The sequence below is a fragment of the Vreelandella piezotolerans genome (genome assembly GCF_012427705.1).
GTDB classification, from domain to species: Bacteria; Pseudomonadota; Gammaproteobacteria; order Pseudomonadales; family Halomonadaceae; genus Vreelandella; species Vreelandella piezotolerans.
The window spans coordinates 1595351-1620241 of record NZ_CP048602.1; the positions used below are offsets into that span (position 1 = coordinate 1595351).

A 24891-nucleotide genomic window follows, 5' to 3' on the forward strand; every position below is an offset into this window, starting at 1 on the left:
GCAAAACGACCAAGCGTATGGCGCTTGAAGGGGCCGCGCTCATAGGCGGCCTTCCTCAACAGCGTGACACGCTACGCGGGTGCCGTCATCCTGGGTTATCAAAGCAGGTATTTCTTGCTTGCAGCGGGCGTTAGCATGGGGACAACGACCATGGAAAACGCAGCCGCTGGGTAAGTTGACCGGTGTCGGCACTTCACCCGACAGGCGAATATGCTGAGGGCGGTCGTCCTCCAAGCGGGGAATGGCCGACAGCAATGCCTGGGTATAGGGGTGGCGAGGCTTGGCAAACAGCGTGGCGGTCGTGGCGACTTCACATACGGTGCCCAGATACATCACGGCCACCCGTGTCCCAAAGTGCTCGACCACCGCCAGATCGTGGGTAATGAACAGATAGGTCAGGTTGCGATCCCGCTGGGCATCCATCAGCAGGTTGAGCACCTGTGCTTGGATAGAGACGTCTAGCGCTGAAATGGGCTCATCGGCGACGATGAATTCGGGATCGACGGCCAGCGCACGGGCAATGGCAATTCGCTGACGCTGACCGCCAGAAAACTCGTGGCCAAAGCGCTTGCCCCAATCGGGGTCGATACCCACCGAACGCATCACCTCCTCGACTTTATCGAGGATCTGCTGGCGGTTCCAGTCAGGATGGTGAAGCCGCAGTGGCTCTTCCAGCGTCTGCTGAATGGTCATGCGTGGGTTCAGCGACGCGTAAGGGTTCTGGAAGATCATCTGCATGCGCTTGCGGTAGGGCAGGAGCTGCTTCGAGCTGAGATCGTCGATGCGCTGGCCGTCGTAGCGAATTTCACCCTCTGACGGAGAAATCAGCCCCATGACCGTGCGCGCCACGGTGGACTTACCGCAGCCAGATTCACCCACCACGCAGAGCGCTTCGCCGCGCTTGATGTCCAGATTGACGCCGTTAATGGCGTGGACATACTCCTGATGGCGAATCAGCTTGCCGCCTTTGAAGCGTAGCTGCTCCAGAAAATCACCGGAGAGTGAGAAACGCTTTTTAAGACCGCGAATTTGCAGTAGCGAGTCGTTGCTCGCTTCGTTTTGGGTCGGCATGGTCGCGATCGTTTCCGCCTGGGCGTTCATAAGCTCTCCTCCTTCAAGCGGCGATCTTCCAACATTTCCGCCACCATGTGGCAGGCCACGCGACAGTTGCCAGACTCGACGAAATCGGGGACTTGCTGGGTGCAGGCCGGCCGGGGGAGCCCGTCGGCGCGGTTGATAAAGTCACAGCGGGGATGGAACGCACAGCCGCTGGGCAAATTAGAGAGTGACGGCATACTGCCACGAATCTGGTTGAGTTTTTCACCCGGCGTCGCCATTTGCGGCAGCGCATTGATCAAGCCTTGGGTGTAAGGATGTTGCGGGTCGTTGATGATTTCCCGCGTAGGGCCCTGCTCGATGACGCGGCCAGCGTACATCACCAGCATACGCTGGGTCACTTGGCTTACCACGCCCAGATCGTGAGTGATCAAAATCAAGCCCACGTTGTGCTGCTCGCATAGCTCCAGCAGCAGCGCCATGATTTCGGCTTGAATCGTCACGTCCAGTGCCGTGGTGGGTTCGTCGGCAATGATGATGTCCGGGTCGAGTAGCAGGGCAATGGCGATGATGATGCGCTGGCGCATCCCGCCGGAAAGCTCGTGGGGATACTGATCCAAGCGCTTTTCGGGAGAGGGGATCTGCACCTGGCGTAGTTTGTCCAGGGCGATGGCCCGGGCTTCTTTGGTGGAGATGCGGCGGTGGGCCTTCAAGCACTCCACCATCTGTTCGCCGATGGAGAGCACTGGATTCAGTGTCATCATCGGGTCTTGGAAGATCATCGAAATGCGGTTGCCGCGCACTTTGCGCAGGCCTCGCTCCGACATGCTGTTGAGCTCTTTGCCTTCGAACGTGATGCTTCCGCCCGCAATGAAACCTGGTTTGGCGATCAAATTCAGCAACGAGAAGGCGGCGACGGATTTACCCGCGCCAGATTCGCCGACGATACCCAGGCGCTCGCCGCGCTCGAGAGTGAAGTTGACGTCGCGCAGGGCGCGTACTTCGCCCTGGCGCAGGGCAAAGCGGACGTCGAGTTGAGAGACTTCAAGAAGTGCCATGGTGTCCTCAGCCTTTGTAGAGTCGTGGGTTCATGACATCGCGCAGCCAGTCGCCCAGAAGATTGATCGACAGCACCAGCACGACCAGCACCGCACCGGGGATCAGCGTGATCCACCAAGAGCCTGACTGAATGTAGTCAAAGCCTGCTTTGATCAGCGACCCAAGTGAAGGGTGAGTTTCCGGCATACCCAGCCCTAAAAACGACAGCGCTGCTTCAGAAATGATGGCGTTAGCAATTTGCACCGTCGAAATGACGAATATCGGTGACAGCGTATTGGGCAGCACGTGACGGAACATGATGCGCTTGCTGCGCAGGCCCATGACGCGGGCGGCGTCGACGTACTCTTTGTTTTTCTCGGCGAGTACCGAGGCGCGCACCGTGCGCGCGTACTGGGGCCACTCGGCCAAGCCGATGATCAGAATCAGCATCAGCACGGCGTACTGGCTGTAGAAAGCGCTGCCCAAGGTGGCTTTCACCACGGCCCCCACGACGATGGCTACCATCAGTGTCGAGAACGAGAGCTGGATATCCGCCAGACGCATCAGAAAGGCGTCGACGCGGCCGCCCAAATAGCCTGCCATCAGCCCGAAGGTCACCCCCAAAAGCGCTTGCAGCGCCACGGCGCCAAAGCCGATCAGCAGCGATACCCGCGTGCCGTAAAGAATGATCGAAAGCAGGTCCCGGCCCTGAGCATCGGTGCCCAGGGTGTACATCGGGTCGGCGCCATCGATCCAGAAGGGAGGTAGCTCGGAGGCAAGAATGTCTATCTGTGCCAAGTCATAAGGGTCGGTAGGTGCCAGTAACGGTGCCGAAAACGCCGTCACGACCAAGCAAACGAACACGGCAAGGCAGAGCTGTGCCGTGCGGTCGCGCTTGAAGCTGTACCACAAAAAGGAGTCGCGCAGGCGCTCCCAGCGGCTTGGTGCGGGGGTAGAAGTGGACGTTGTCATGCGGGCTTACCAGTCAGTTTTACGGTGGGGTTCACGAAGCCGTAGATCAGGTCCACGATGGTGTTCGTAACCACGAAAATGACGCCGACAATCATCAGGTAGGTCACGATGAGCGGAATGTCGGCACGGTTGATGGCGTCGAGGAACATCAGCCCCATGCCCGGCCATTGAAAAACGGTTTCGGTCAAAATGGTGTAGGCCACCATGGTGCCGATTTGCACGCCGCCCACGGTAATCACCGGCAGCATGGTGTTTTTCAGCGCATGGACGAAATAGACCCGGCGCATGGAAATGCCTTTGGCGCGGGCGTACTTGACGTACTCGGACTGCAGCACTTCCATCATTTCCGCGCGGATCAAACGAATGAACAGCGGCAGCATGATCGAGGCCAGCGAGACAGCGGGTAGTACCAGGTGCTGTAAGCCGTTCCAGGTTGCCAGGTTGGTATCCCAGTGACCCACCACGTGCACCAAGTCATAGCCACGGCCAAACGACGGCATATTGCCTTCGGTCGAAAGCAAGCCATTTAGCCAAGCCCCCCAAGCCGTGCTCTCCGGGAATAGCGAGACGGTAATACCAATCGAGAAAATTTGAATCAACACGATGGCGGTCAAAAAGACCGGAATCGAAATACCGATAATCGACGCGCCCATAAAGAATCGAGAAACGGGCGAGCGCGGTTTGATCGCGCTATAGACGCCAATGGGCACGGACAGTAGCACGATGATCAGCGTGGCGGCAAAGACCAGCTCTAGGGTGGCGGGCAAGTGCCGAGCGATCACTTCCAACGCCGGTTCGCGGTAAAAATAGGAGTCGCCAAAGTCGCCTTGAACGGCATTTTTGGCAAAGCGCACGTACTGAACCAGGAAGGGGTCGTTGAGCCCCAACCGTTCACGAATGGCTTCGCGCTCACTTTCGGGGACCGACTGTCCGACCATCTGCTGTACAGGGTCACCCAGGTTATCCTGGATGGCGAAGGCCAGTACACTGATGACAAACATCACCAATATTGCGTGCATCAGCCGCTTGATTAAAAAAGCAATCATGGCGTACGCCACCTATGTAGGTTAATCAGAGACGCGCCGCTTCAGGGCCGGGGCGACCCATAGAAAACGCTTCGCCCTCCAGCATGACTGGAGAGCGAAGCATCCTTGCGCGGGTGTTCGGTTCAGCGTGGGGCTTAGCGGTCGATCACCAAGTCACCCAGGTAGGGGAAGTCCAGTGCGCTAACGACCGGCTCAACGTCGACGCCTTCCGCTGCCGCGTAGGCCAAGTTTTGCCAGTGCAGCATGACGAAACCAACGTCTTCATACAGCATGGCTTCGGCTTCACGCAGCATGTCGTTGCGTTTCTCGAGATCGGTTTCGCCGTCGGCTTCCGTCACTAGCGCGTCGATCTCTTCGTTGCAGTAGCTGCCGTAGTTGTACTGGCCAGCACCGCTCTCTTCATCGATACAGAACGAGAGATACTGGAAGAAGTTAGCAGTATCTTCGGTATCGGCGTGCCAACCGATCATGGCGATGTCGGACTGGCGGGTGTCGTACTCGGGCCAGTACTGGGCCAGCGGCATGGTACGCAGGTTCACCGTAATGTTGATACGCGCCAACATGTTGGCCACCGCCTGAGCGATTTGCGCATCGTTCACGTAGCGGTTGTTGGGCGCGATCATGTCGACGCTGAAACCCTCTTCGTAGCCCGCTTCGGCCATCAACGCTTGGGCGCGCTCCAGGTCGTAGCGCGGAACGAGATCCGGATTGTGGCCCGAGTAACCTTCAGGAGAGAACTGGCCAGCTGGTGTGGCGAAGCCGCGCATCAGGCGGTCGGCGATACCTTCCTGATTGATGGCGAGGTCGACGGCTTGACGAACGCGAGCATCCTGAAAGGCTTCCACGCGCTCTTCGTTGAGCTGGAAGCCAATGATGCGGGTGCCGGGCACTTCGACCAATTCGACACCGTCGGCTTCACGCACGCGCTCCAAGTCGTTCGGCGGTACAGCATCGATGAAGTCTACGCCACCGGAGAGGAGGGCCGCTACGCGGGAGGCGTTTTCAGCGATCGGCGTCAAAATGATTTCAGAAACGTTGCCTTCGCTTTCGGTATCCCAGTAATCCTCAAAACGTTTGAAGTCGACGCGGACACCCTGGCGGCGGTCGGTAACGATGAACGGGCCGGTGCCTGATACGTTACGTGAAGCGAAGGAGTTCCCCGCTTTGACGATCTCGGCTTTGTCGTTACCCTCTTCGGTTTCGCCCATGTAGAACTCGCTATCCATCGGGAAAATGTAGGTAGCAAGGTTCAACAGCAGCGGATAGGGCTCAGACGTGGTGATTTCGACGGTGTAGTCGTCGATGGCTTCTGCACTAGCCACCGGGTCAAAAATGGCGCGGTAGTCCGGGCTCTCTTTCAGACGCTCAATGGTCCATACGACGTCTTTCGCTGTGAAAGGGTTACCGGAATGGAAAGTAACGCCTTCGCGCAGGGTCATGCGCATGGTGGTGTCGTCTACCTGCTCCCATTCGGTGGCCAGGCGCGGCTCGAATTGGAAGTCTTTGGTCCAACGTACCAGCGGGTCGAAAGCGAGGTGCGAAAAACGCAATACGCCTCCGGAGAGCTGCTCGTGCAGGTCCAAGGTTTCAGGATCGGCAGAGTAACCAATACGTAGGGTTTCTGCGCTTGCCGTCATCGGCAACATGGCGGTTGCTGCTACGGTTGCACCAATCACAGAGGCCAGTAGTGTCTTCTTGAGCGTCATCTTTGTTCCCATGTATGTTGTTTATTGTTCGCTTTGCTGGACATGTCGCAGACGCATCAATGACCAGCAAAACAGACACGGTCAGCTCGTAAGCTATGCTGACAACATAGAGAGAGGTCATAGCGTCATACAATCGAAATAATGACTGGCCTCATTCATCTGATAAATGATGAGGCTAACGACGCACGTTGTAGACCAGGGTGTTAGACAAAAGTCGATGCGTGCCAGTGCTTTGGCTGGCTAGCCTCGAACAGACCACAGAAGGTGTCGTAGGCAATGTTCAAACAAGGGGTTGGCTGGCTACTCGCCAGTGTATTAACGGGCGGTGCGCTGTTAGCAGGCGCTGACGAGGCGGCGAATATAGCCGGGACATTGGACGGTGACGAGCGTGCTTGGTTCGTATTACGACAAAGTGACGACTCCAATGCGACGTTCATGGATGTCGGCGACCAGCGACAAGTCGAGGTCACCGGTTTCGTCGACCCGCTGGAGTGGGATGCGCAAGAGGCGCTGGTGCTGAGTTTCGTACTGGAGGGGGATGAACTCGTCTCGGCCAAGGTCATGCAGCTCATTGGTCCCACGGCCATACCCCCTCTTTACACCTCGGAAGGAGGCGATATTGATGTGTCGTTGAACCACGTGGAGCAGTTAGGGCGCGAGTTACACCTGCAAGGCGAGATTCAAGGCGTTTTAGCGCTTCAACACGACGCTGAGACACCCCCCAGCATATCGGAGGGCATCGATATTCGCGTTAACTTCGAGCTGGTCGCACAAAGGGTAGAGTTCTAAAAGTCGTTAGTGACTCGCAAAGCGCTGATGTAGCCAGCGGTTGATCTCATCCGATTCATAGAGCCACGTTGCTTGGCCGTCATCGTGATCGATTTTAAGGCAGGGGACTTTGACTTTGCCGCCGCCTTCCAGCAGCGCCTGTTTGTGGTCGGGGTCCAGCTGGGCATCCCGCAGCTCGATGTTGAGCCCTAGGCGCGCCATCTCTTTACGCACTTTGATACAAAATGGGCACGTTCGAAACTGATAGAGCGCGAGTTTCTGGCATTCGGCATCGACGCGTGCTTGCTCTTCTGAAGAGCGCTCCACGGCGGAAGGGGTCGATAGCTTCTCTGAGATCAGCATGACCGGCGCCAGCAAGATGCGAACACCTCTAAAAAAGTAGCGAATCAATACACGCATGATGGACTCCTGTTCTGCCCTATGGGTCACGGTGCAGGGCTGTCAATGTAAATGGCGAACAATAGGTGGGCGCATCCTGCAATAAATCGTCTCCATTGTCACTTTCTCGGCCGTCTGCCCCCTCTCTTCTTGCGAACAAGGTGAGCATCATCGCGTGGCGTGCTAATCTCAGCGCTCGCTGATTGGTAGGTTCGGTAAGTTCAATCGTTTGAAATGGTTAGGAAGGGAGCGCTTGGCCCATGCGTCTGCACATTATCGGTATCTGTGGCACCTTTATGGGGAGCCTTGCACTACTCGCGCGGGAACTGGGCCATGAGGTGAGCGGCTCCGATGCCAATGTGTATCCACCGATGAGCACGCAGCTCGCGGAGGCGGGCATCACCCTGATGGAAGGCTATCGTGAGGAGAATCTGTCGGGTTCCATCGACATGGTGGTGGTGGGTAATGCGCTTTCGCGAGGGAACCCCGAGGTCGAGGCGCTGCTCGATAGTGGCTTGCGCTACACCTCCGGTGCGCAGTGGTTGGCCGAGCATGTGCTTCCAGGACGACAAGTGATTGCCGTGGCGGGCACTCACGGTAAGACGACCACCGCAAGCTTATTGGCGTGGCTACTGGAAAGCGGAGGCCTATCGCCCGGCTTTCTGATTGGTGGCGTGCCGCGCAACTTTGGTGTTTCCGCTCGTTTGGGCGCGTTTGATGCTCCCTTCGTGGTGGAGGCCGACGAATACGATACGGCCTTTTTCGACAAGCGCTCCAAATTCGTGCATTACCGCCCGCATATCGCAGTAATGAATAATCTCGAGTTCGATCACGCCGACATTTTTCCAGACTTAGCCGCCATCGAGCGACAGTTTCATCATTTAGTCCGCATCGTACCTAGCAAAGGGCAGTTGCTGGTCGCCGATCAACAGCCTGCGTTGGAAAGGGTGCTCTCGATGGGCACTTGGTCGCCGGTGTCCCGTTTTGGCACCGACGCCAGCAGCCAATGGCAGCTTCGCTTGGAGCGTCCCGATGCCAGCCGTTTCCAGGTGCTGCATGTCAGCGACCAGGGCGAGGAGGATGGTGTCGTCGAGTGGACGCTCACTGGTGAACACAACGCGCGTAACGCCTTGGCGGCGCTGGCCGCTGCGCGCCTGTGCGGGGTTCAGTTAGCGCGCGCCTGTGCCGCGTTGGCACGTTTTCAAACGCCTCGTCGCCGCCAGGAGCTCCGAGGAGAGGTCAACGGTATTCAGGTCATCGATGATTTTGCTCACCATCCCACGGCGATTGCTGCCACGCTGGAGGGCTTGCGCGCCGCCACGACCAAGGGCCGCCTACTGGCGGTGATCGAGCCGCGCTCCAATACCATGCGCTTAGGCGCGCTGCGTGAGCGATTGATTGATAGCGTTGCCGAGGCGGATGCGGTGTTTTGGTTTCAGCCCAGCAACGTGGCTTGGTCAATGGAGTCGCTCGTCGAGGCCCAGGGGGGGAACGCCGCACTGTTTGACGACATCGAGGCGCTGGTGGAGGCCGTGGTCACACAAGCGTCACCGCTAGATCGTATCGTGGTGATGTCCAACGGTGGCTTTGAAGGGGTACATGAGCGTTTATTGAACGCATTGACCAAGCGGGAGCTAGAAAAGTGACGACGACGTTCAAGCCACCGGTCACCGTTGCCCTTACCGGGGCGTCAGGTGCTCAGTACGGTCTGAGATTGATCGATGTGTTGGTGAAGGCTGGGCACGAAGTATGGGTCATGATTTCCAAAGCAGCCCATATGGTGATCGCCACGGAAACCGATGTGTCCCTTCCGGCTCAGCCGCAGCGTTTGGTCGAGGCGCTGACTGAACGCAGCGGTGCGCAGCCTGGGCAGATCCGTTGTTTCGGTCGCGAGGATTGGATGGCACCGGTGGCGTCTGGGTCGGGCGCACCGTCGGCCATGGTCGTTTGCCCCTGCTCAACGGGTACATTGTCGGCAGTGGCCACCGGCGCGAGTAACAACTTGATCGAGCGGGCGGCGGACGTCGCCATCAAAGAGCGTCGCACGCTGGTCATGGTGCCGCGCGAAAGCCCTTTTTCGCCGATTCACTTAGAGCACATGCTGGCGCTGAGTCGCCTGGGGGTAGTAATTCTGCCCGCCGCGCCGGGGTTCTATCATCGTCCGCAGCGCCTGGAAGATTTGATCGACTTCATCGTGGCGCGCATTCTCAATCAGTTGGGGATCGCGCATACGCTGATGCCGCGCTGGGGCGAAGAGCAACACGCCGCGGCCACCTCTCGCGATGCGCAAAACAAGGACGGTTCGTCATGATGTCATGGGCGACGCTCTCGGTCTTCATACCGACGTTTCTCTTCGTCTCGTTAACACCAGGCATGTGCATGACGCTGGCCATGGTGTTGGGCATGACGCAAGGCGTCAAACGCACGCTGTGGATGATGATCGGGGAGCTGATCGGCGTCGGTTTCGTGGCGGCGGCGGCGGGGGCGGGCGTCGCTGCTTTGATGCTGCGCCAGCCCGAACTATTCATCGCCTTCAAGTGGGTGGGCGGTGCCTATTTGGCCTATTTGGGCATCATGATGTGGCGCTCACGTGGGCGGATGGCCATTCCTAGCGAGCTGGATACAGGGCCCGCGGCGGGGCGTCTTCAGTTAGCGACTCAGGGGCTGGTCACCGCGGTGGCCAATCCCAAGGGATGGGCATTTTTCATGGTGCTGTTGCCCCCCTTTTTGGACGGCAGCAGGCCTTTGGCTCCGCAGTTGAGCCTGTTGATCGCGGTGATTTTGACCATCGAATTTGCCAGCATGCTGGTGTATGCCACTGGTGGTAAAACGCTACGTAAGGTGCTGGGCAAAAGTGGTAATGTCAGGCTATTGAACCGTATTGCGGGTACGTTGATGATCGGCGTGGGGCTCTGGCTAGCGCTTGGCTGAGCGTAATGCCTCAGACGGGCGGAAAGAACGCTACGCGTACGCTCAATAGCACGAGCGGCCCTAGCAACAGCGCTGCCCAGGGCAGCGCTGGCACCGGCGGCCGATAGCGGCGCTGCCAGTTGATTTGAACGACGGCGCACACGACCAATCCCAGCAATGCCCCGCCGATGAGATCACTCAACCAGTGAACGCCCAGCACCAAGCGGGACAGCGCCATCGGCAGCGCCGTTACCATGGCTAGCCAATAAACCCACATGCGCCTTTGTCGAGGCAGTCGTGATGCAGCGAAAGCGGCGAATAGGCCAACGACGACGACCCAGGTCGATGTATGCGCGCTGGGGTAGGAGAACGACCCGGTCAGATACTCCGGTGTGTCGGGCCTGGGTCTTGCGAAAACGGCCTTACCCAAGGTATTGAGCGCGCCGATGCCTCCCAATGCCAGCGCTCCATGGGTCAGTAAATCCCACCGTTTGATCCAGACGAGCCAGCCGAACCAAGGGAGCGTCAGCGCGACGATTCCCGCCTTGTCACCTATTTTGGCGAGCATCAGGCTGGTCGCCGTTAGCCAGTCGGTATCGAGCCAAGCGAAGAGCCGCTGTGCCTGAAGGTCGATCATCAGTGGCTCGGGATGCTTCAGCACCAGCAGTGTCCACGCGCAGGCCAAGGTGATCGCGAGGAGCGATAAGAACAGCGAGGCCAAGGGCACCTCGCCGCTACGGCTCATGGCTAGCCAGGGGCGCCGTATGGCGGGTACACGCCGAGCCAGCCCAGCGATGAAGAAATACACACGGCCATCACGTCCCACCTGAGCCCGACCCCATGAGAACACGATAGCGAGCCCTACGATGCTGGCGGCCATGACGAAAAGGGCCATTTCTACGTTAGCAGGAAGGTCGAGCCGTTGCTGCCAGGTGTGGCCCAACAAGTAGCCTGGTAGCAGATAGGCCGGAGCCCAGAGTGCAGCCGACGTAATGTTGGCCAGTAGAAAAGTTCGCGCTGGCATGTGCATCATGCCAGCGACAAGCGGAATGATAGGGCGCACCGGGCCGACGAAACGGCCAATGAACACCGAGTAAACGCCGTAATGCTCGAAGAAGCGCGCTCCTCGGCCCAGCCACTCTGGATGTTGCGATAGCGGCCAGCGTGTCAGCACACGCTCGCTGTAACGCGCGCCCAGTAAGTAGCTCAAGCCGTCGCCAAGTACGGCCCCGATGAAAGCCGCGCCGATTAGCCAAGGGAGGGCTATCATCTGATGCCCTGCCATCGACGCGGCCGCCGTGATCAGTACGACGCCTGGCACGAGTAAACCCACCAGTGCGAGAGATTCAATCAGCGCAATGCCCAGCACCAGAAGTAATAGCGCCGTCGGCGAAAGCGAAAGAGAGAGGAGCGTGTCAGCAGTCGGCAAGAGTGAATCCATCCACAAAACAAGAAAACTAGACGTTGGCCATCGCGTCGGCGCGTGCTTCCAGTCGCTGTATGTAGCGCTCGAAGCTCTCTTTGCGTAGCGGCAGGCAGGTGGCGATGCGGACTTCCAGCTGTCCGGTCTCGACCAGTACGCAGTGTGACAGCGACCGCTGCAGCCGTTCACGCACGAGCAGCGCGCCACTCTCACTGGTATCTGGCAGCACCAGCCAAAACGTAGCGCTGCCTGCGCGGCCCAGAATGTCGTGGTCTCGGCAGCGACTGTTGACCTCCTGACACAGCGCGGCTAGCAGTGCCGTTTGTGCCCGCAGGCCAAACTGCTCTCCGGCCATGTCCAATTGCGGGAGGTGGAGCACCAAGACGGCCAAGCGTTTGTTCAACATGGCAGCACGCTGGAATTCGTTGTTCAAGCGCTCTTTTAACGTGTCGACATGGTAGGCGTTGCAGTCACTGTCATTGGGGTCTGTGGCGAGAAGCAATGCGCGACGTCGGGCGTGTTCCCAAGGAGGCAGCGCAAGCAGCAGGGCCAAGACGACCACACCTAGCGAAAGTGGTATGACGCCGACCGGTGCCAGCCACCACCAGGCGATCAAGCTCGCCGTATTGACCGCCAGCGCACTCCATAAAGGAAGCAGCAAAAACGTCGCAGCCATCGGTAATCCCCACCACAGGGAGGACGTTTCCACGTTGGCATTCACCGCGCTTAGCACGACGACGTAGGTGCTGATCAGCAGTATCAAGCGAGGCAGCGCCGGCTGAGTGCCCTGGCCCACGTGCATTAACAGGCACGCTAATAGCAAGAGTGACACGAACAGAGGCACCAGCAGTTCGCGGTAGCTACCCATGGCATAGAGCCATAGCGTATAGGCGACCATCGCGATAATGCTAGTACCGTAAGCCAAGGTCATGAGACGTTTTGGGGAAAAGAGGGTATTCATGCCACCTCACGTAGGTGGGATGCCGGAAAGTGGCTCAACTCGTCGAGCGTCAACGAGGCAAGCTCGATGTCCATCAGGGGGGTGTGTTGCGTGAGCACGTTATCAGGCAGGGCGGCCACTAATAGCGTCCGGCGGCTGGCAGCTTCTCCTGGGGTTTTGGAGAGCATCAAGGTAGCCAGCGTCGTGCTGTTGAGACGGTAGACGTTCTCGAAATCGTAGGTAAGTTCGCATAGTTTTTGTGCCACCGGCCAAAGCTGGCGTCTTCTTACCCGAACGATGAGTACGTCGGCATGAATGGCTTCACGCTCTGAGCGGGTCTGTTCGCGTATCAAGTCTCGCAACAACTGCTCGCCAGCCCACAGATTCAAACCGGGTATGAGGCGTAACCGCTGACGAATGACGCCATTGATCGTCAGCAGTTGGTGGGTGCGCGACATGGCCAGCAGCAGTAGGATGCTCAAGGAGAGTGCCATCAACAGCCATTCGGGGAGCGGGATATGAGGTAGCAGCACGAGGCAACTGACCAGCGCAGCGCCACCGTTGAAAACGGCCGCCCAACGATCCTGGGGTAGCATGAACACGGCCCCCCAAGCCCAAATGAGTAGCGCATGTCGGTCTGGTGCGGAGGCGATGAGTCCCAGCAGAAGCGTGCCTGCGAGCATTTGCCAGGGCAAACCTCGGGAGCGGCGATGGCTAAAATCCAGGATCAAGGCGGTGATCAAGAGCCAGCCGATGGAGAGCCACATCATGACGGCCGCTGCAGGTTCCGCGCTGGGTATCCAGAGCGATAAAGCGACGGCCGCGGCAAGTAGATTAGCCTTCAATAGGCTGATTTTGTATTTGCTTTGCATGGTGGCTTACTATTTACCTGATGGCGAATGTCCCTAGCATAACGCATTGCTTGGCCTCGTCCTTCGAATCACTCAGTATTAGGCCATTCGGCGATACGATACGCCGCACTTCATCGGTAACGCTTACGACACAGGGAGATCGCATGCGCGGTTCTGAGACATTCCAACAAGACGCCCAACACCATCTGGCTGCCGGGGATGTGCCCGCGTACATGCAGCAGGTAGGGAAAAGTGCCCGAGCCGCTGCCAGCGTTCTGCGTCGCGCCGATACGCATGTCAAGAACCAGGCGCTGATCGCCATGGCATCGCGTGTCGATGCCGCGCGCAGCGAGATTTTACAGGCCAACGAGCAAGACATGCAGCGAGGCCGAGAAAACGGCCTGGATAGCGCGCTGTTGGACCGTTTGTCGCTCAATGATCAGCGCATTGACGCAATGATCGAGGGACTTCGTCAAGTGGCTACTTTGCCGGACCCCGTCGGCGAGATCGACGGTATGCGCTATCGCCCGAGCGGTATTCAAGTGGGCAAAATGCGTGTGCCGCTGGGCGTGATCGGCATCATTTACGAGTCGCGTCCCAACGTGACTATCGAAGCCGCTAGCCTGTGCCTGAAGTCGGGCAACGCCTGCGTGTTGCGCGGTGGCTCTGAGGCAAGCGCTTCCAACGCGGCGCTGAGCCGCTGTTTACAGGCAGGGCTGTCCGATGTGGGGCTTCCAGCAGGCACCGTGCAAGTCGTGGCGACGACCGACCGTGCCGCCGTAGGGGAGATGATCGCCATGCCAGCGTATATCGACGTGATCATTCCTCGGGGTGGTAAATCGCTGATCGAGCGCATCTCCCGCGATGCCAAAGTGCCCGTCATCAAGCATTTGGACGGCGTGTGTCATGTCTACATCGACGCGACGGCCGATCCTGCCAAAGCGCTGTCCATAGCGGTCAATGCTAAAACTCACCGCTACGGCACCTGCAACACCATGGAAACCTTGTTAGTGGACGCTGCGGTTGCGGATATCTTACTGCCGGAGCTGGCCCGGGCATATGCCGAGCACGACGTCGAGTTGCGTGGCTGCGAGCGTACACGAGCACTATTGCCCCAGGCGCTCGAGGCCAGCGAGGAGGATTGGCAAGCAGAGTACCTGGCTCCCATCCTGGCCATCAAAGTGGTGGACGGCGTGGACGAGGCCATCGAACACATCGAGCGCTATGGCTCCCACCATACCGATGCCATCGTGACACAAGATTACTCATTGGCGAGACGCTTCATGGCAGAGGTGGATTCGAGTTCGGTCGTGGTCAATGCCTCGACTCGCTTTGCCGATGGCTTCGAGTACGGTTTAGGCGCTGAAATCGGTATTTCTACCGATAAGCTGCATGCCCGTGGGCCGGTGGGACTTGAAGGATTGACGACCCAGAAATACATCGTGCTAGGTGACGGTCAGGTTCGACAATGAGCGAGACATCACGACGCCCGCCGCCATTGCGGGTGGGCATGATGGGGGGCACTTTCGACCCGGTTCATCATGGTCACCTGCGCAGCGCATTGGAAGTGCGTGAAGCCCTGGGGCTTGCGACGCTGCACATGGTGCCCGCGCCACAGCCGCCCCTGCGCGATACCCCCCGAGTATCGGCCGCCCAGCGCTTTGCGCTCCTGCAAGCGGGCATTGGCGATGCCTGTGGTCTCGTAGCCGATGATCGTGAGCTTAGACGGGAGGGCCCTTCCTACAGTGTCGATACGCTGGCGGAGCTTCGCCAGCACTACGGCGACGAGGTGTCGCTGGTCATGGTCATCGGCCAGGATGCGTTTTTGCGCTTGGCCAACTGGGACCGCGCCGAGCAGGTGTTTGGGCTGGCGCATGTGGTGGTCATTGCGCGTCCAGGCTATCCATCGCCTTGGCCGTCCGCACTGACGGAACTGGTTGGCCATCGCGAAGTCAGTAGTGTCAGCGAACTGATGAAGCGCACGCGGGGTGGTGTTTTACAGTTGGAGCTGCCATCACGGATGGCGATATCGGCAACGTACATACGCCAACGGTTGAAAGAGGGGAAAAGCGTGCGGTATCTGGTGCCTGAAGCGGTGGAGCAAGCAATTTTCAGTGGGCGGCTTTATCAAACCGGTGAATAGCGCTGGCAGTCGCGAAAGAAGCCGTTACAATGGCCCGCTTGCAGTTCGGTGCCACCGATCAGGTGGTGCCGTCATCGCATTTTATCAATCGACACGTCATCACCACACGTCACTACCACAAGGGGTTGCCTTCAGGAGTCATGCACATCGATACACTGAAAAACCTAGCGATCGACGCGCTAGAAGAGCTCAAAGCACGTGATATCACGCAACTCGACGTTGCCAAACTCACCGAAGTGACCGACCTGATGCTGATTGCCAGCGGTACTTCGACTCGCCACGTGGCGGCCCTGGCCCAAAATCTCGTCGAGAAAGCCAAAGCATCCGGTCTTCATCCCCGCGGCGTAGAAGGCGGCGACAATGCAGACTGGGTACTGGTCGATCTGGGTGACATCGTCGTCCACATCATGCTGCCCGAAGCGCGTGCGCTCTACGATCTCGAGCGGCTATGGGCAGACTTGCCCAGCGATGCTGGCGCGGTGAGTGAATCGCTCAAGCAGTTCGAAGAGCGAGCCACGATGTCATGAGGATTCGGCTGTTGGCGGTGGGGACCAAAATGCCCGCGTGGGTAGAGCAGGGCGTCGAGACCTACCGCAAGCGGCTCCCTCGGGATTTCACGCTCGAAATCGAAGAAATTCCTCTTGGTCAGCGCGGTAAGAATGCCGATATCGCCAAAGCGCGTGCGCAAGAATCGCAGCGCATTCGCGAAAAACTGCGCGGCGATGAGATCGTGGTCGCGCTCGAAGTCAAAGGGAAGCCTTGGACCACCGAGCAGCTCGCCCGAGAAGCAGATGCTTGGCGTATGGAGGGGCGGGACGTCGTTCTGCTCGTTGGCGGTCCGGACGGTTTGGAGCCTTCCCTGTCCGCCACGGCGGACAAAGCGTGGTCTCTCTCGCCGCTGACGCTGCCCCACCCACTCGTCAGAATCATGCTGGCAGAACAGCTCTACCGCGCCTGGACACTGTTGGTGGGTCATCCCTACCACCGCTAGGCGTTAAAGGCCGATCGACGGCTAAATTGTGTTTACTCCCCACTGGGGCCGCCGCTTTTATTGTTTTGTGAGAGTCCTCTGTTGCCATGCCTCAGCGCCGTGACACGCTAAAAATTCCCGAGCAAGAACTGCGTATTTTCCGTGTCAGGGCACTGCTCGCCGTGTTAGTGGTCGTGGTGCTGACTAGCCTGTTGGTTAGTCGACTAGGCTACCTGCAGATCGTGCAGCACGACCTCTACAGCACTCGCTCTGAAAAAAACCGCGTACGGGTCGAGCCTCTGCCGCCCAATCGTGGGTTGATCTACGACCGCAACGGTGTGCTGTTGGCCGAGAACCGGCCTACCTACAATTTGACCCTGGTGCGTGAGCGAGTCGATGATCTCGATGAGACGCTCTCTTTGCTGGTCGATCTTCTAGAGTTGCCTGAGGAGGAGATCGAGGCGTTTCAAGTGCGTTCCCGCCAGCGCCAGCGACCGTTTCAGCCTGCGCTGTTGATGAGCGACCTTAGCGAAGAGCAGATCGCTCGGCTGGCCGTCAATCGCCACCGGTTGCCCGGCGTCGAAGTCGAGGCTCAACTGCTTCGCTACTATCCCGATGCGGACGTCATGGCCCACGCTCTGGGGTACGTCGGGCGTATCAACGCAGAAGAGCTACAGGAGCTCGACCCAGGACGCTATGCGGGTACCCATTTCATTGGCAAAACCGGCGTCGAGCGTTTTTACGAAACTGAACTCCACGGCGAGGCCGGACTACGTAAGGTCGAAACCAACGCACGGGGCCGCGTTCTACGCGAATTGGGCCGTACCGACCCCGTGCCCGGTGCCAACCTCACCTTGACGCTCGACCGCTCCTTGCAAATGCTGGCCTACGAGCTGCTTGATGGGCGACGCGGTTCCATCGTGGCTATCGTTCCCAGCACTGGCGAAATTTTGGCGATGGTGTCGACCCCTGGGTTCGATAGTAACCAGTTCGTGACCGGCATTGATGTCGGTTCTTATCGAGCGCTGCAGGAAGATATCGACCTGCCGCTGTTCAACCGTGCCATTCGCGGTCACTACCCGCCGGGGTCGACCATCAAGCCCTTCTTGGCGCTGGCAGGGTTGGTCGAGGGCGTGATCACCCCGGATAGCACCATCAACGATCCCGGTTTCTATCAATTACCCAACGATTCTCGCCGCTATCGTAATTGGCTGCGCTGGGGGCACGGGCGTGTCGATATGGAGCGCTCCATTGCCGTATCGAATAACACCTACTACTACTCTCTTGCCCACGACCTCGGTATCGACAAGCTCCACGAACAGATGACCAACTTCGGCTTTGGCCAACGCGTGGCTCACGACGTTCAGGGAGAAAGCACGGGGCTGATGCCCTCGCGTGACTGGAAGCGGGCGCGGTTCAATCAGCCGTGGTATCCCGGCGAAACGCTCTCGGTAGGTATTGGTCAAGGGTATTGGCAGGTCACACCGCTGCAACTTGCCAGCGCTACCGCTGCCTTGGCCAATCGTGGCCATTGGGTGAAGCCGCGCTTGGCCCTGCGTATTGGCGAGCAGCCGGTGCCCGAAGAGCTCCCCGATACGCTGCCCGATATCGAACTGGCCAACGATAACTGGTGGGATCGGGTATATAGCGGTATGGAAAAAGTGCTCAGTGGCAGCGAGGGTACGGCGCGTCGAACGGGGGTGGGGCTCGAGTATCGCATGGGGGGCAAGTCAGGCACGGCCCAGGTGTTCTCGCTTGGTCAAGATCAGCGCTATAACGCCGAAGAGCTCGAAGAGCGCCTGCGTGATCACGCGCTTTTCATGGCGTTTGCGCCCATCGACGACCCACAAATTGCGGTATCGGTCATCGTCGAAAACGCGGGGGGCGGCAGCACTCATGCCGCGCATTTGGCGCGGGCGATGACGGATGCTTGGCTGCTCGAAGATGAGGCCCCCGAGGTCGAGGAAGTCAAAGAGGTGTTAGAGGAAGATACCGCCAACGTGGAGGGCAACTAGCGATGCCTTGGCAACTGATTACCCGTTCGTTGCGGCGTTATCCAACGCGTCCGCCGGACAGCGGTATCGCCCGGCGCAAAAGTGTGTGGGAACGTATCCACCTCGACCCCTGGCTGCTCGGCATGCTACTGGTGCTGATGAGCGCCGGGCTATTGGTGCTTTACAGCGCTTCGGGGCAGCGGCTCGATACCGTCATCGCCCAGGCCATTCGGTTTGGCGTGGCGCTGGCGGGTATGGTGATCATCGCCCAGTTCTCCCCCTCGACGTTTTTACGCTGGGCACCGCTGGCCTACGGGGTGGGCCTTGCCATGCTGATTGCGGTAGAAATTGCTGGCGATATCGGCATGGGGGCCAAGCGCTGGCTTGAGATTCCTGGCGTCATCCGTTTTCAGCCCTCGGAGATGATGAAGTTGGCGGTGCCGCTGATGGTGGCGGCATATTTGAACCGCTGCCAGTTGCCGCCTCGTCTTCGCGATATCGTGGTCTGCGCGGTGATCATTGGTGTACCGGTCGTATTAACGGCCATTCAGCCAGATCTTGGTACCTCGCTGTTGGTGGCCAGCGCGGCGGTGATCGTCGTGCTGCTGGCAGGGCTTTCCTGGAAGTTGATCGGTTTGGTCGCAGCGCTGGGCGCGGCGGGCCTACCGGTGCTATGGATGAACATGCACAACTATCAGCGACAGCGGGTGCTGACGTTTCTAGACCCCGATAGCGACCCGCTGGGTTCCGGGTGGAACATCATACAATCCACTACGGCCATCGGCAGCGGTGGGCTATGGGGCAAAGGGTGGTTAGAAGGTACCCAGTCCCAACTCGAGTTCTTGCCCGAGCGGCATACCGATTTCATTATCGCCGTGTTGGGTGAGGAGTTTGGCCTGGTGGGTATGATGGTGCTGCTGACGCTGTATGTGATGATCGTGGGCCGCGGGCTGTGGCTGGCGGCATCGTCCCAAGATACCTTTGGTCGCCTGTTCGCAGGCAGTATCATTCTGACGTTTTTTATCTATGTATTCGTCAATGTGGGCATGGTGAGTGGCATCTTGCCGGTGGTGGGCGTGCCGCTGCCACTGGTCAGTTATGGCGGCACCTCTAGCGTGACCTTGTTAGCGGGGTTCGGTATCCTCATGTCCATACACGCCCATCGGCGGTTACTGCCACGCTGACGGTCAAGGCCGTGGCAGTATGAATTCACAGGAGTGGTGAGCAAATGAACAGGGCGCGAAGTCAAGCGGGTGGCTATGCCATTGCCATGCTAGTAGCGTGTTCGGCCCCGGCGGTCGTCGCTGAGGAAACGGTCAGTTTCGATCCGCAGCATAATCCGCAAACCCAGCAATTGGCTGACGAGCTGGCCGAGCAGGGCGTGCCAAATGCGTGGCTGGAGCAAGCGCTGGCTCAGGCAAGCTATCGACAGGAAGTGTTGGATGCCATGGCAGGCGCGGCCGAGCGTCGGCTGCGCTGGTTCGAGTATCGCGATATTTTTCTAACCGAGCAGCGTATCGACGAAGGGGCCGCGTTCATCAAGGCCCATGCCGATGCGCTGGCGCGTGCCGAATCGGAATACGGCGTGCCGCCGGAAGTGATTACCGCCATCATGGGTGTAGAGACCTACTACGGTCGCCACAAAGGGCGTCATAAAGTGTTGGACTCTCTCGCCACGCTGGCATTTCACCACCCGGTACGCGGCGATTTCTTTCGCGGCGAGCTAGCGGCCTTTTTGACCATCGCCCATCAGCAAGAGGTGGCACCCGAGTCGCTCTACGGCTCCTATGCAGGAGCCATGGGCTACCCTCAATTCATACCTACCAGCTATCAAGCTTACGCCGTCGATTTTGACGGTGACGCGAAGCGCGATCTGTGGAATAACCCAGTCGATGCGATTGGTAGCGTTGCCAATTACTTCGCCGAGCATGGTTGGCAACGAGGCGGCGCGATTTACCATGAAGCCGAAGGTCCTGAAGAGCTCCCTGAAGCGCTGAGCTTCAATCAGACGGTGCGCCCAAGCACGACGGCTGCCGAAGCCGCTGAGCAGGGTGTGGTGACGGAAACTTCCTTAACGCCCGATACGCCAGTGGTGCCACTGCTGCTTGAGGTCGCCGACGGCCAAGAGCGCTATCGGCTGGGGGAGTTCAACTTCTACGTGATTACGCGCTATAACCACAGCCACCTCTACGCCATGGCGGTCGCCGAGTTGGCAGAAGCTATCCAGCAGCAAACCGAGGCCGAGAATGATTAAACTGCGGATCGATGTGCGCCTGTTAAGCGGCTCGCTGTTACTCGCGGCCTTGATCAGCGGCTGCGCCAGCTCATCTTCACCGCAAAGAGTGGCGGGAGACGTAGGCGGTGCCAGCCCAGCATCCAATTCGCCGGCGGCCGCCAGTGGTGAGCGCTACGCCATGTCAGGGGATGCCTACCCGGTGGCGCCGCCGGATGTCAGCACCGTACCCGATGCCGAGCCGCGAATCGAAGCGCCTTCCCGGGCGGGCAACCGTTCCACCTATGAAGTGTGGGGCGAAACCTATCACGTGCTCCCCGACTCGCGCGGCTATGCGCGCCAGGGTACGGCGTCTTGGTATGGTGAAAAATTCCACGGCTACGCCACGTCCAACGGTGAGATTTACGACATGTACAAAATGTCGGCAGCTCACCGCTCGCTCCCGCTGCCCACCTTTGCCAGGGTCACCAGTTTGAACAACGGACGCTCGGTGATCGTTCGCGTCAATGACCGCGGCCCGTTCCATAGCGATCGTGAAATCGACCTCTCTTATGCGGCGGCAGCACGCTTGGGGATTCTCGATAACGGAACCGGGCCCGTGCGCGTCGAGGCGATCGACCCTGCTCAGTGGTTAGCCGAGCGTGGTCGAGGGGGCAGCGTTTCGTCCCCCCAAGCCACATCGGCGGCCCCCGCCGTTGCGGCTTCCACGCCTGTTTCTGAGACTCGGCCTGTTAGGGCGGCGTCAGCCGAGCCGAGCAGTGGTCATGCCGTCTATTTGCAGGTGGCTGCGCTGGGGAGTGCCGAAGGAGCGCAGCAGCTACAACAGCGGCTGTCGGATGAGTTACCCCACGGCGTTCGAGTGCAAAGTGAGGCCGACGTTCACCGCGTTCAGGTCGGCCCCGTCAGTCCCAGTCAAGAGACACAGGCTCGTGAAGAACTTCGTCGCGCAGGCTTTCCTCAAGTATTTGTCGTGAGATAATCGCTCTCAACATGTGCCCAAGTGGCGTATCATGCGCCGCCATTTTTCTTTGTCAGTGAGAAGTATGTGATGAATGTAATGATGTCAATCCGCCGTACCGCCAAGCTCTGCCTCTTCGCAGCGATGACGGCCGTCGTCGCCCCGGCGATGGCTCAGGTGATCCCTCAACCCCAAACGATCATCCCTGCACCACCGCAGCTTGCCGCGAGTTCGTGGATTTTGATGGACGCCAACAGTGGTCGCATTCTTGCAGAGCACAACGCCGATGAGCGTTTGCCGCCAGCAAGTTTGACCAAACTGATGACCGCGTACCTGGTCGAACGCGAGCTGGATCGTGGCACCATCAACCTGACCGATATGGTCAATATCAGCGAAAACGCTTGGCGCACCGGCGGCTCTAAGATGTTCATCGAAGTGGGCGATCGTGTTTCGGTGGATAATCTGCTTCATGGCATCATCATCGTCTCTGGTAACGATGCCAGCGTGGCCATGGCAGAACATCTGGCGGGCGGTGAAGCGCCGTTTGCCGACCTAATGAATCAGCACGCCACGCGTTTGGGCATGAACGATACCCACTTCATGAATGCCACTGGCTTGCCCCATGAGAATCACTACTCGACCGCCCATGATATGGCGCGTCTGTCTCGTCACATTATCAACGACTATCCCGAGCACTACGCCATCTATTCACAGCGTAACTTCTCGTTTGCGGGCATCGATCAGCCGAACCGTAACCGCCTATTGTGGCGCGACCCGACCGTAGACGGTCTGAAAACCGGCTGGACCACCGAAGCAGGTTACTGCCTGGTCTCTTCGGCGCAACGTGATGGCATGCGTCTGATCTCCGTGGTGATGGGCACGAGTTCCGATGAGGCGCGTGCCCAGGAATCGCAAAAGCTTCTGAGCTATGGCTTCCGTTTCTATGAAACCATGAAGCTCTATGAGCGCGGCGCCGTGCTGGCAACGCCGCGCGTGTGGGGCGGGGACATCAACGAGCTACGTGTGGGGGTGGATGAAGAAGTTTTCATGACGTTGCCCCGCAATCGCAATGAAGAGCTCCGCGCCCGTCTAAATTTGGATGCTGACATTCAAGCGCCCGTGGCAGTAGGTGACGACGTTGGTACGCTGGAAGTCTATCTAGGCGAAGAGATGGTGGGGGAGCGCCAGCTCGTCGCGCTGGAAAACATCGAAGAGGGTGGGCTGTTCAAGCGCCTGTTCGATCAAGTGCAGCGTTTCTTCAGCAACTTGATCAGTAATTTCACCAGCTAAACGGCCAGTGTTGGGCCCAGCCTCTCACATACGCCTTGTATTGTGAGAGGCTGGGCCTTATTTATTGGGATTAGCCCAACGATTCACTTAATGTAAAGGCGAGTTATGAAAAAAGGTGCCAAGCAAGGGCTGCGTGATTTACGCCAGCCCGTGGCGAAAGAGCCACCCAAAATTACCTTCCCGTGCGATTACCCGTTAAAGGTCGTGGGCGATGCGGCTGACGATTTTCCAGCCACCGTGTGCCAAGTCATCGTGCGTCACGCGCCTGACTTCGATGAGACCACGTTGGAAGTCGTGGATAGTCGCAATGGTCGTTTCCAGTCCGTTCGAGTCACCATCGTGGCTACAGGGGAGCAGCAGTTGAGCCAACTGTTCGACGAGCTGAAGGCCACTGGCCGCGTGCACATGGTGGTATGACCATGACCGACGACGCCCCGATTGCTCTGCATCGCCTCGGCCATCGCCCCTATCTACCAGTATGGGAAGCCATGCGTGAGCTTACCGACACGCGCGATGAAAACACGGCGGATCAATTTTGGCTGGTCGAGCATGAGCCTGTATTTACCCAAGGGCAGGCGGGCAAGCCAGAACACCTGTTGATGCCGGGCGATATTCCCGTGGTCAATACCGACCGGGGCGGACAGGTTACCTATCACGGGCCGGGGCAGGTGGTCCTCTATCCGCTGCTGGACGTGCGTCGGGGCAAGATCGGCGTGCGCGACTTGGTCACGGCGCTCGAAAATGCAGTGATCGACGTGCTAGACGCGTATGGAGTGCGCGGCTGGGCCAAGCCCGATGCGCCGGGGGTTTACGTAGAAACGGCCATGGGGGAGGCCAAAATCGCCTCGCTCGGCCTGCGTATTCGTCGTGGGGCCAGCTACCATGGCGTCGCGCTGAACGTCGACGGCGACCTGTCGCCATTTGCGCGTATCAATCCTTGTGGCTACGCGGGTATGCAGGTCACTCGTCTTGCCGATTTGGTCGATCTCTCTCATGGACAAGACGGGGCTAATGTTAAAGACGTTGGCGAACGGCTTGCGCAGGCGTTGGCCGCGCGACTGAAGCGTAGCCTGGTAGTGCCTGCGTAACGAAGACTGCCTGCAGAGCGCTGTATGCAGGCAGTCCGCGGCGAGTTAGCCGACGTTGAAGGCGGGGATGCGGTTGCTGTCCGGCTCTTGACCTGGAATGGCCGCAGGAGCGGCAAGACCCAAGTTGTTCTTTTCGAACACGCGGTCTGCCCGGTAGCTGGAGCGCACCAGCGGGCCAGAAGGCACTTCCATGAAGCCTTTCTCAAGTCCCAGTACGCGATAGCGCTCGAACTCGTCGGGGCTGACCCAGCGCTCCACCGCTAGGTGGTTTTTCGTCGGGCGCAGGTACTGCCCCAGCGTCACGATATCGACACCAATCTCACGCAAATCGTCGAAGGTTTGCAGGATCTCTTCGTCCGTTTCTCCCAGCCCCAACATCAAGCTGGTTTTGGTGATGATGTCGGGGCGATACTGCTTGGCGTGGGCCAATACGTCGAGCGTTTTGCGGTAGCCAGCGCGAGGGTCGCGCACTTTGCTGGTCAGCCGCTCGACGGTTTCGACGTTTTGGGCAAACACCTCCAATCCCGAGTCCACTACGCGCTCGATGGCAGATTTGTCGCCATCGAAATCGGGTGTGAGAGCTTCCACGACGACATCGGGCGTGCGCGCTTTGATGGCACGGATGCAGTTGGCGTAGTGAGTGGCACCACCGTCGTCGAGGTCGTCGCGGTCGACGGAGGTCAGCACGATATAGCGCAGCCCCATCAGCTCGACGGACTTCGCGGTGTTCTCGGGCTCTTCGTGGTCCAGCCAGCCTTTCGGGTTGCCCGTGTCCACCGCGCAGAATCGGCAGGCACGCGTGCATACGGAACCCATTAGCATGATGGTCGCGGTGCCGTTGCTCCAGCACTCGCCCATGTTAGGGCAGTGGGACTCGGCGCAAACGGTGCTCAGGCGGTGAGTGGCCACGTTTTTCTTCACGGCTTCGAATCGCTCGCCGCCGGGAATTTGCGCGCGCAGCCACTTAGGCTTGCGCTCGAGTGACGGGGCATCCACCTGCGCTTTGCGCTGCTTCATGCCGTCTTTGATCACCGTCATGCCGTGTTCGTTACGGAATTTTTCGCCGCTGGGCACGCGCTGGGAAGGGGTGTTGCTCATAGGAGAGA

25 protein-coding genes are annotated in these 24891 nt (G+C 58.9%); 15 read left to right on the top strand and 10 right to left on the bottom strand.

What is annotated here, in order from left to right:
* Positions 1 to 39: 39 nt before the first annotated feature.
* The 5 genes from GYM47_RS07290 to GYM47_RS07310 form a co-directional block, all read right to left on the bottom strand.
* Entirely contained in the window at positions 40 to 1101 is a 1062-nt protein-coding gene (locus GYM47_RS07290) for an ABC transporter ATP-binding protein (protein WP_139528145.1), read from the bottom strand.
* Positions 1098 to 2114, bottom strand: a complete 1017-nt coding sequence (locus GYM47_RS07295; RefSeq protein WP_139528144.1) for an ABC transporter ATP-binding protein — start codon at positions 2112 to 2114, stop codon at positions 1098 to 1100. Before GYM47_RS07295 ends, GYM47_RS07290 begins: the two co-directional genes overlap by 4 nt.
* A 7-nt stretch (positions 2115 to 2121) precedes the next feature.
* Positions 2122 to 3066 carry an ABC transporter permease gene (locus tag GYM47_RS07300; protein WP_153843828.1) on the bottom strand — a complete coding sequence of 315 codons (945 nt, stop codon included), beginning with the start codon at positions 3064 to 3066 and terminating at the stop codon, positions 2122 to 2124.
* A complete protein-coding gene (locus GYM47_RS07305) occupies positions 3063 to 4112 on the bottom strand; it encodes an ABC transporter permease (RefSeq protein WP_139528142.1) in 1050 nt (349 codons plus the stop codon). Before GYM47_RS07305 ends, GYM47_RS07300 begins: the two co-directional genes overlap by 4 nt.
* 134 nt (positions 4113 to 4246) lie before the next feature.
* Complete coding sequence (locus GYM47_RS07310; RefSeq protein ID WP_153843827.1) at positions 4247 to 5818, bottom strand: ABC transporter substrate-binding protein; 1572 nt, start codon at positions 5816 to 5818, stop codon at positions 4247 to 4249.
* Positions 5819 to 6094: 276 nt separating this feature from the next.
* On the opposite strand from GYM47_RS07310, the gene GYM47_RS07315 reads away from it, so the two are divergent.
* Positions 6095 to 6607, top strand: a complete 513-nt coding sequence (locus tag GYM47_RS07315) for a hypothetical protein (protein ID WP_231125657.1) — start codon at positions 6095 to 6097, stop codon at positions 6605 to 6607.
* Between the two features lie 6 nt (positions 6608 to 6613).
* Here GYM47_RS07315 and GYM47_RS07320 read toward each other — a convergent pair whose 3' ends face one another.
* Positions 6614 to 7006, bottom strand: coding sequence for a glutaredoxin family protein (locus GYM47_RS07320; RefSeq protein WP_153843826.1), 393 nt, complete (start codon positions 7004 to 7006; stop codon positions 6614 to 6616).
* A gap of 239 nt (positions 7007 to 7245) precedes the next feature.
* On the opposite strand from GYM47_RS07320, the gene mpl reads away from it, so the two are divergent.
* The 3 genes from mpl to GYM47_RS07335 are packed head-to-tail and all read left to right on the top strand — an operon-like array spanning position 7246 to position 9916.
* A complete protein-coding gene (mpl, locus tag GYM47_RS07325; RefSeq protein ID WP_153843825.1) occupies positions 7246 to 8631 on the top strand; it encodes a UDP-N-acetylmuramate:L-alanyl-gamma-D-glutamyl-meso-diaminopimelate ligase in 1386 nt (461 codons plus the stop codon).
* Complete coding sequence (locus GYM47_RS07330; RefSeq protein WP_153843824.1) at positions 8628 to 9296, top strand: flavin prenyltransferase UbiX; 669 nt, start codon at positions 8628 to 8630, stop codon at positions 9294 to 9296. The genes mpl and GYM47_RS07330 overlap by 4 nt, the downstream gene beginning before the upstream one ends.
* On the top strand, positions 9293 to 9916 hold the full coding sequence (locus GYM47_RS07335; protein WP_194928589.1) for a LysE family translocator: 624 nt from the start codon (positions 9293 to 9295) through the stop codon (positions 9914 to 9916). The genes GYM47_RS07330 and GYM47_RS07335 overlap by 4 nt, the downstream gene beginning before the upstream one ends.
* 10 nt (positions 9917 to 9926) lie before the next feature.
* Here GYM47_RS07335 and GYM47_RS07340 read toward each other — a convergent pair whose 3' ends face one another.
* From GYM47_RS07340 to GYM47_RS07350, 3 genes are read right to left on the bottom strand one after another with little or no spacing between them, the layout of a single operon-like run.
* On the bottom strand, positions 9927 to 11324 hold the full coding sequence (locus GYM47_RS07340; RefSeq protein WP_153843823.1) for a bifunctional DedA family/phosphatase PAP2 family protein: 1398 nt from the start codon (positions 11322 to 11324) through the stop codon (positions 9927 to 9929).
* Positions 11325 to 11352: 28 nt separating this feature from the next.
* On the bottom strand, positions 11353 to 12279 hold the full coding sequence (locus tag GYM47_RS07345; RefSeq protein WP_153843822.1) for a diguanylate cyclase domain-containing protein: 927 nt from the start codon (positions 12277 to 12279) through the stop codon (positions 11353 to 11355).
* Positions 12276 to 13130, bottom strand: coding sequence for a hypothetical protein (locus GYM47_RS07350; protein ID WP_153843821.1), 855 nt, complete (start codon positions 13128 to 13130; stop codon positions 12276 to 12278). Before GYM47_RS07350 ends, GYM47_RS07345 begins: the two co-directional genes overlap by 4 nt.
* A gap of 143 nt (positions 13131 to 13273) precedes the next feature.
* Between GYM47_RS07350 and GYM47_RS07355 the strand changes: the two genes are divergently transcribed.
* The 11 genes from GYM47_RS07355 to lipB all read left to right on the top strand — a co-directional run bounded on the left by GYM47_RS07355 (position 13274) and on the right by lipB (position 23785).
* The gene (locus tag GYM47_RS07355; RefSeq protein WP_153843820.1) at positions 13274 to 14581 is read left to right on the top strand and encodes a glutamate-5-semialdehyde dehydrogenase; all 1308 of its coding nucleotides are present in this window, start codon (positions 13274 to 13276) and stop codon (positions 14579 to 14581) included.
* Positions 14578 to 15252 (top strand): nicotinate-nucleotide adenylyltransferase, encoded by a 675-nt coding sequence (nadD, locus tag GYM47_RS07360; protein WP_153843819.1) that lies wholly within the window; start codon positions 14578 to 14580, stop codon positions 15250 to 15252. Before GYM47_RS07355 ends, nadD begins: the two co-directional genes overlap by 4 nt.
* A 140-nt stretch (positions 15253 to 15392) precedes the next feature.
* A complete protein-coding gene (gene rsfS / locus GYM47_RS07365) occupies positions 15393 to 15779 on the top strand; it encodes a ribosome silencing factor (RefSeq protein WP_153843855.1) in 387 nt (128 codons plus the stop codon).
* A complete protein-coding gene (rlmH, locus tag GYM47_RS07370) occupies positions 15776 to 16243 on the top strand; it encodes a 23S rRNA (pseudouridine(1915)-N(3))-methyltransferase RlmH (protein WP_153843818.1) in 468 nt (155 codons plus the stop codon). Before rsfS ends, rlmH begins: the two co-directional genes overlap by 4 nt.
* A gap of 86 nt (positions 16244 to 16329) precedes the next feature.
* Positions 16330 to 18237, top strand: coding sequence for a penicillin-binding protein 2 (mrdA, locus tag GYM47_RS07375; protein ID WP_153843817.1), 1908 nt, complete (start codon positions 16330 to 16332; stop codon positions 18235 to 18237).
* A 2-nt stretch (positions 18238 to 18239) separates the two neighbouring features.
* Complete coding sequence (gene rodA, locus GYM47_RS07380; RefSeq protein ID WP_139528130.1) at positions 18240 to 19400, top strand: rod shape-determining protein RodA; 1161 nt, start codon at positions 18240 to 18242, stop codon at positions 19398 to 19400.
* Between the two features lie 44 nt (positions 19401 to 19444).
* The gene (mltB, locus tag GYM47_RS07385; protein ID WP_153843816.1) at positions 19445 to 20470 is read left to right on the top strand and encodes a lytic murein transglycosylase B; all 1026 of its coding nucleotides are present in this window, start codon (positions 19445 to 19447) and stop codon (positions 20468 to 20470) included.
* Positions 20463 to 21428, top strand: coding sequence for a septal ring lytic transglycosylase RlpA family protein (locus GYM47_RS07390; protein WP_153843815.1), 966 nt, complete (start codon positions 20463 to 20465; stop codon positions 21426 to 21428). The genes mltB and GYM47_RS07390 overlap by 8 nt, the downstream gene beginning before the upstream one ends.
* A 69-nt stretch (positions 21429 to 21497) precedes the next feature.
* Complete coding sequence (locus GYM47_RS07395; protein ID WP_139528127.1) at positions 21498 to 22697, top strand: D-alanyl-D-alanine carboxypeptidase family protein; 1200 nt, start codon at positions 21498 to 21500, stop codon at positions 22695 to 22697.
* A 105-nt stretch (positions 22698 to 22802) separates the two neighbouring features.
* Positions 22803 to 23114 carry an HP0495 family protein gene (locus GYM47_RS07400; RefSeq protein ID WP_139528126.1) on the top strand — a complete coding sequence of 104 codons (312 nt, stop codon included), beginning with the start codon at positions 22803 to 22805 and terminating at the stop codon, positions 23112 to 23114.
* 2 nt (positions 23115 to 23116) lie between these two features.
* Positions 23117 to 23785 (top strand): lipoyl(octanoyl) transferase LipB, encoded by a 669-nt coding sequence (gene lipB / locus GYM47_RS07405; RefSeq protein ID WP_153843814.1) that lies wholly within the window; start codon positions 23117 to 23119, stop codon positions 23783 to 23785.
* Between the two features lie 45 nt (positions 23786 to 23830).
* On the opposite strand, the gene lipA is transcribed toward lipB, so the two are convergent.
* Positions 23831 to 24883, bottom strand: a complete 1053-nt coding sequence (gene lipA / locus GYM47_RS07410; RefSeq protein WP_153843813.1) for a lipoyl synthase — start codon at positions 24881 to 24883, stop codon at positions 23831 to 23833.
* Positions 24884 to 24891: the final 8 nt, after the last annotated feature.

What these genes read in the sequence shown, in the direction of transcription:
- GYM47_RS07290 (WP_139528145.1), bottom strand. Translation starts at nt 1,101, where the DNA reads ATGAACGCCCAGGCGGAAACGATCGCGACCATGCCGACCCAAAACGAA.
- lipB (WP_153843814.1), top strand. Translation starts at nt 23,117, where the DNA reads ATGACCGACGACGCCCCGATTGCTCTGCATCGCCTCGGCCATCGCCCC.
- GYM47_RS07335 (WP_194928589.1), top strand. Translation starts at nt 9,293, where the DNA reads ATGATGTCATGGGCGACGCTCTCGGTCTTCATACCGACGTTTCTCTTC.
- GYM47_RS07315 (WP_231125657.1), top strand. Translation starts at nt 6,095, where the DNA reads ATGTTCAAACAAGGGGTTGGCTGGCTACTCGCCAGTGTATTAACGGGC.
- nadD (WP_153843819.1), top strand. Translation starts at nt 14,578, where the DNA reads ATGAGCGAGACATCACGACGCCCGCCGCCATTGCGGGTGGGCATGATG.
- rodA (WP_139528130.1), top strand. Translation starts at nt 18,240, where the DNA reads ATGCCTTGGCAACTGATTACCCGTTCGTTGCGGCGTTATCCAACGCGT.
- lipA (WP_153843813.1), bottom strand. Translation starts at nt 24,883, where the DNA reads ATGAGCAACACCCCTTCCCAGCGCGTGCCCAGCGGCGAAAAATTCCGT.
- mltB (WP_153843816.1), top strand. Translation starts at nt 19,445, where the DNA reads ATGAACAGGGCGCGAAGTCAAGCGGGTGGCTATGCCATTGCCATGCTA.
- GYM47_RS07350 (WP_153843821.1), bottom strand. Translation starts at nt 13,130, where the DNA reads ATGCAAAGCAAATACAAAATCAGCCTATTGAAGGCTAATCTACTTGCC.
- GYM47_RS07395 (WP_139528127.1), top strand. Translation starts at nt 21,498, where the DNA reads ATGAATGTAATGATGTCAATCCGCCGTACCGCCAAGCTCTGCCTCTTC.
- GYM47_RS07390 (WP_153843815.1), top strand. Translation starts at nt 20,463, where the DNA reads ATGATTAAACTGCGGATCGATGTGCGCCTGTTAAGCGGCTCGCTGTTA.
- GYM47_RS07300 (WP_153843828.1), bottom strand. Translation starts at nt 3,066, where the DNA reads ATGACAACGTCCACTTCTACCCCCGCACCAAGCCGCTGGGAGCGCCTG.
- GYM47_RS07320 (WP_153843826.1), bottom strand. Translation starts at nt 7,006, where the DNA reads ATGCGTGTATTGATTCGCTACTTTTTTAGAGGTGTTCGCATCTTGCTG.
- mpl (WP_153843825.1), top strand. Translation starts at nt 7,246, where the DNA reads ATGCGTCTGCACATTATCGGTATCTGTGGCACCTTTATGGGGAGCCTT.
- GYM47_RS07295 (WP_139528144.1), bottom strand. Translation starts at nt 2,114, where the DNA reads ATGGCACTTCTTGAAGTCTCTCAACTCGACGTCCGCTTTGCCCTGCGC.
- GYM47_RS07355 (WP_153843820.1), top strand. Translation starts at nt 13,274, where the DNA reads ATGCGCGGTTCTGAGACATTCCAACAAGACGCCCAACACCATCTGGCT.
- rsfS (WP_153843855.1), top strand. Translation starts at nt 15,393, where the DNA reads ATGCACATCGATACACTGAAAAACCTAGCGATCGACGCGCTAGAAGAG.
- GYM47_RS07400 (WP_139528126.1), top strand. Translation starts at nt 22,803, where the DNA reads ATGAAAAAAGGTGCCAAGCAAGGGCTGCGTGATTTACGCCAGCCCGTG.
- GYM47_RS07345 (WP_153843822.1), bottom strand. Translation starts at nt 12,279, where the DNA reads ATGAATACCCTCTTTTCCCCAAAACGTCTCATGACCTTGGCTTACGGT.
- GYM47_RS07305 (WP_139528142.1), bottom strand. Translation starts at nt 4,112, where the DNA reads ATGATTGCTTTTTTAATCAAGCGGCTGATGCACGCAATATTGGTGATG.
- GYM47_RS07310 (WP_153843827.1), bottom strand. Translation starts at nt 5,818, where the DNA reads ATGACGCTCAAGAAGACACTACTGGCCTCTGTGATTGGTGCAACCGTA.
- mrdA (WP_153843817.1), top strand. Translation starts at nt 16,330, where the DNA reads ATGCCTCAGCGCCGTGACACGCTAAAAATTCCCGAGCAAGAACTGCGT.
- rlmH (WP_153843818.1), top strand. Translation starts at nt 15,776, where the DNA reads ATGAGGATTCGGCTGTTGGCGGTGGGGACCAAAATGCCCGCGTGGGTA.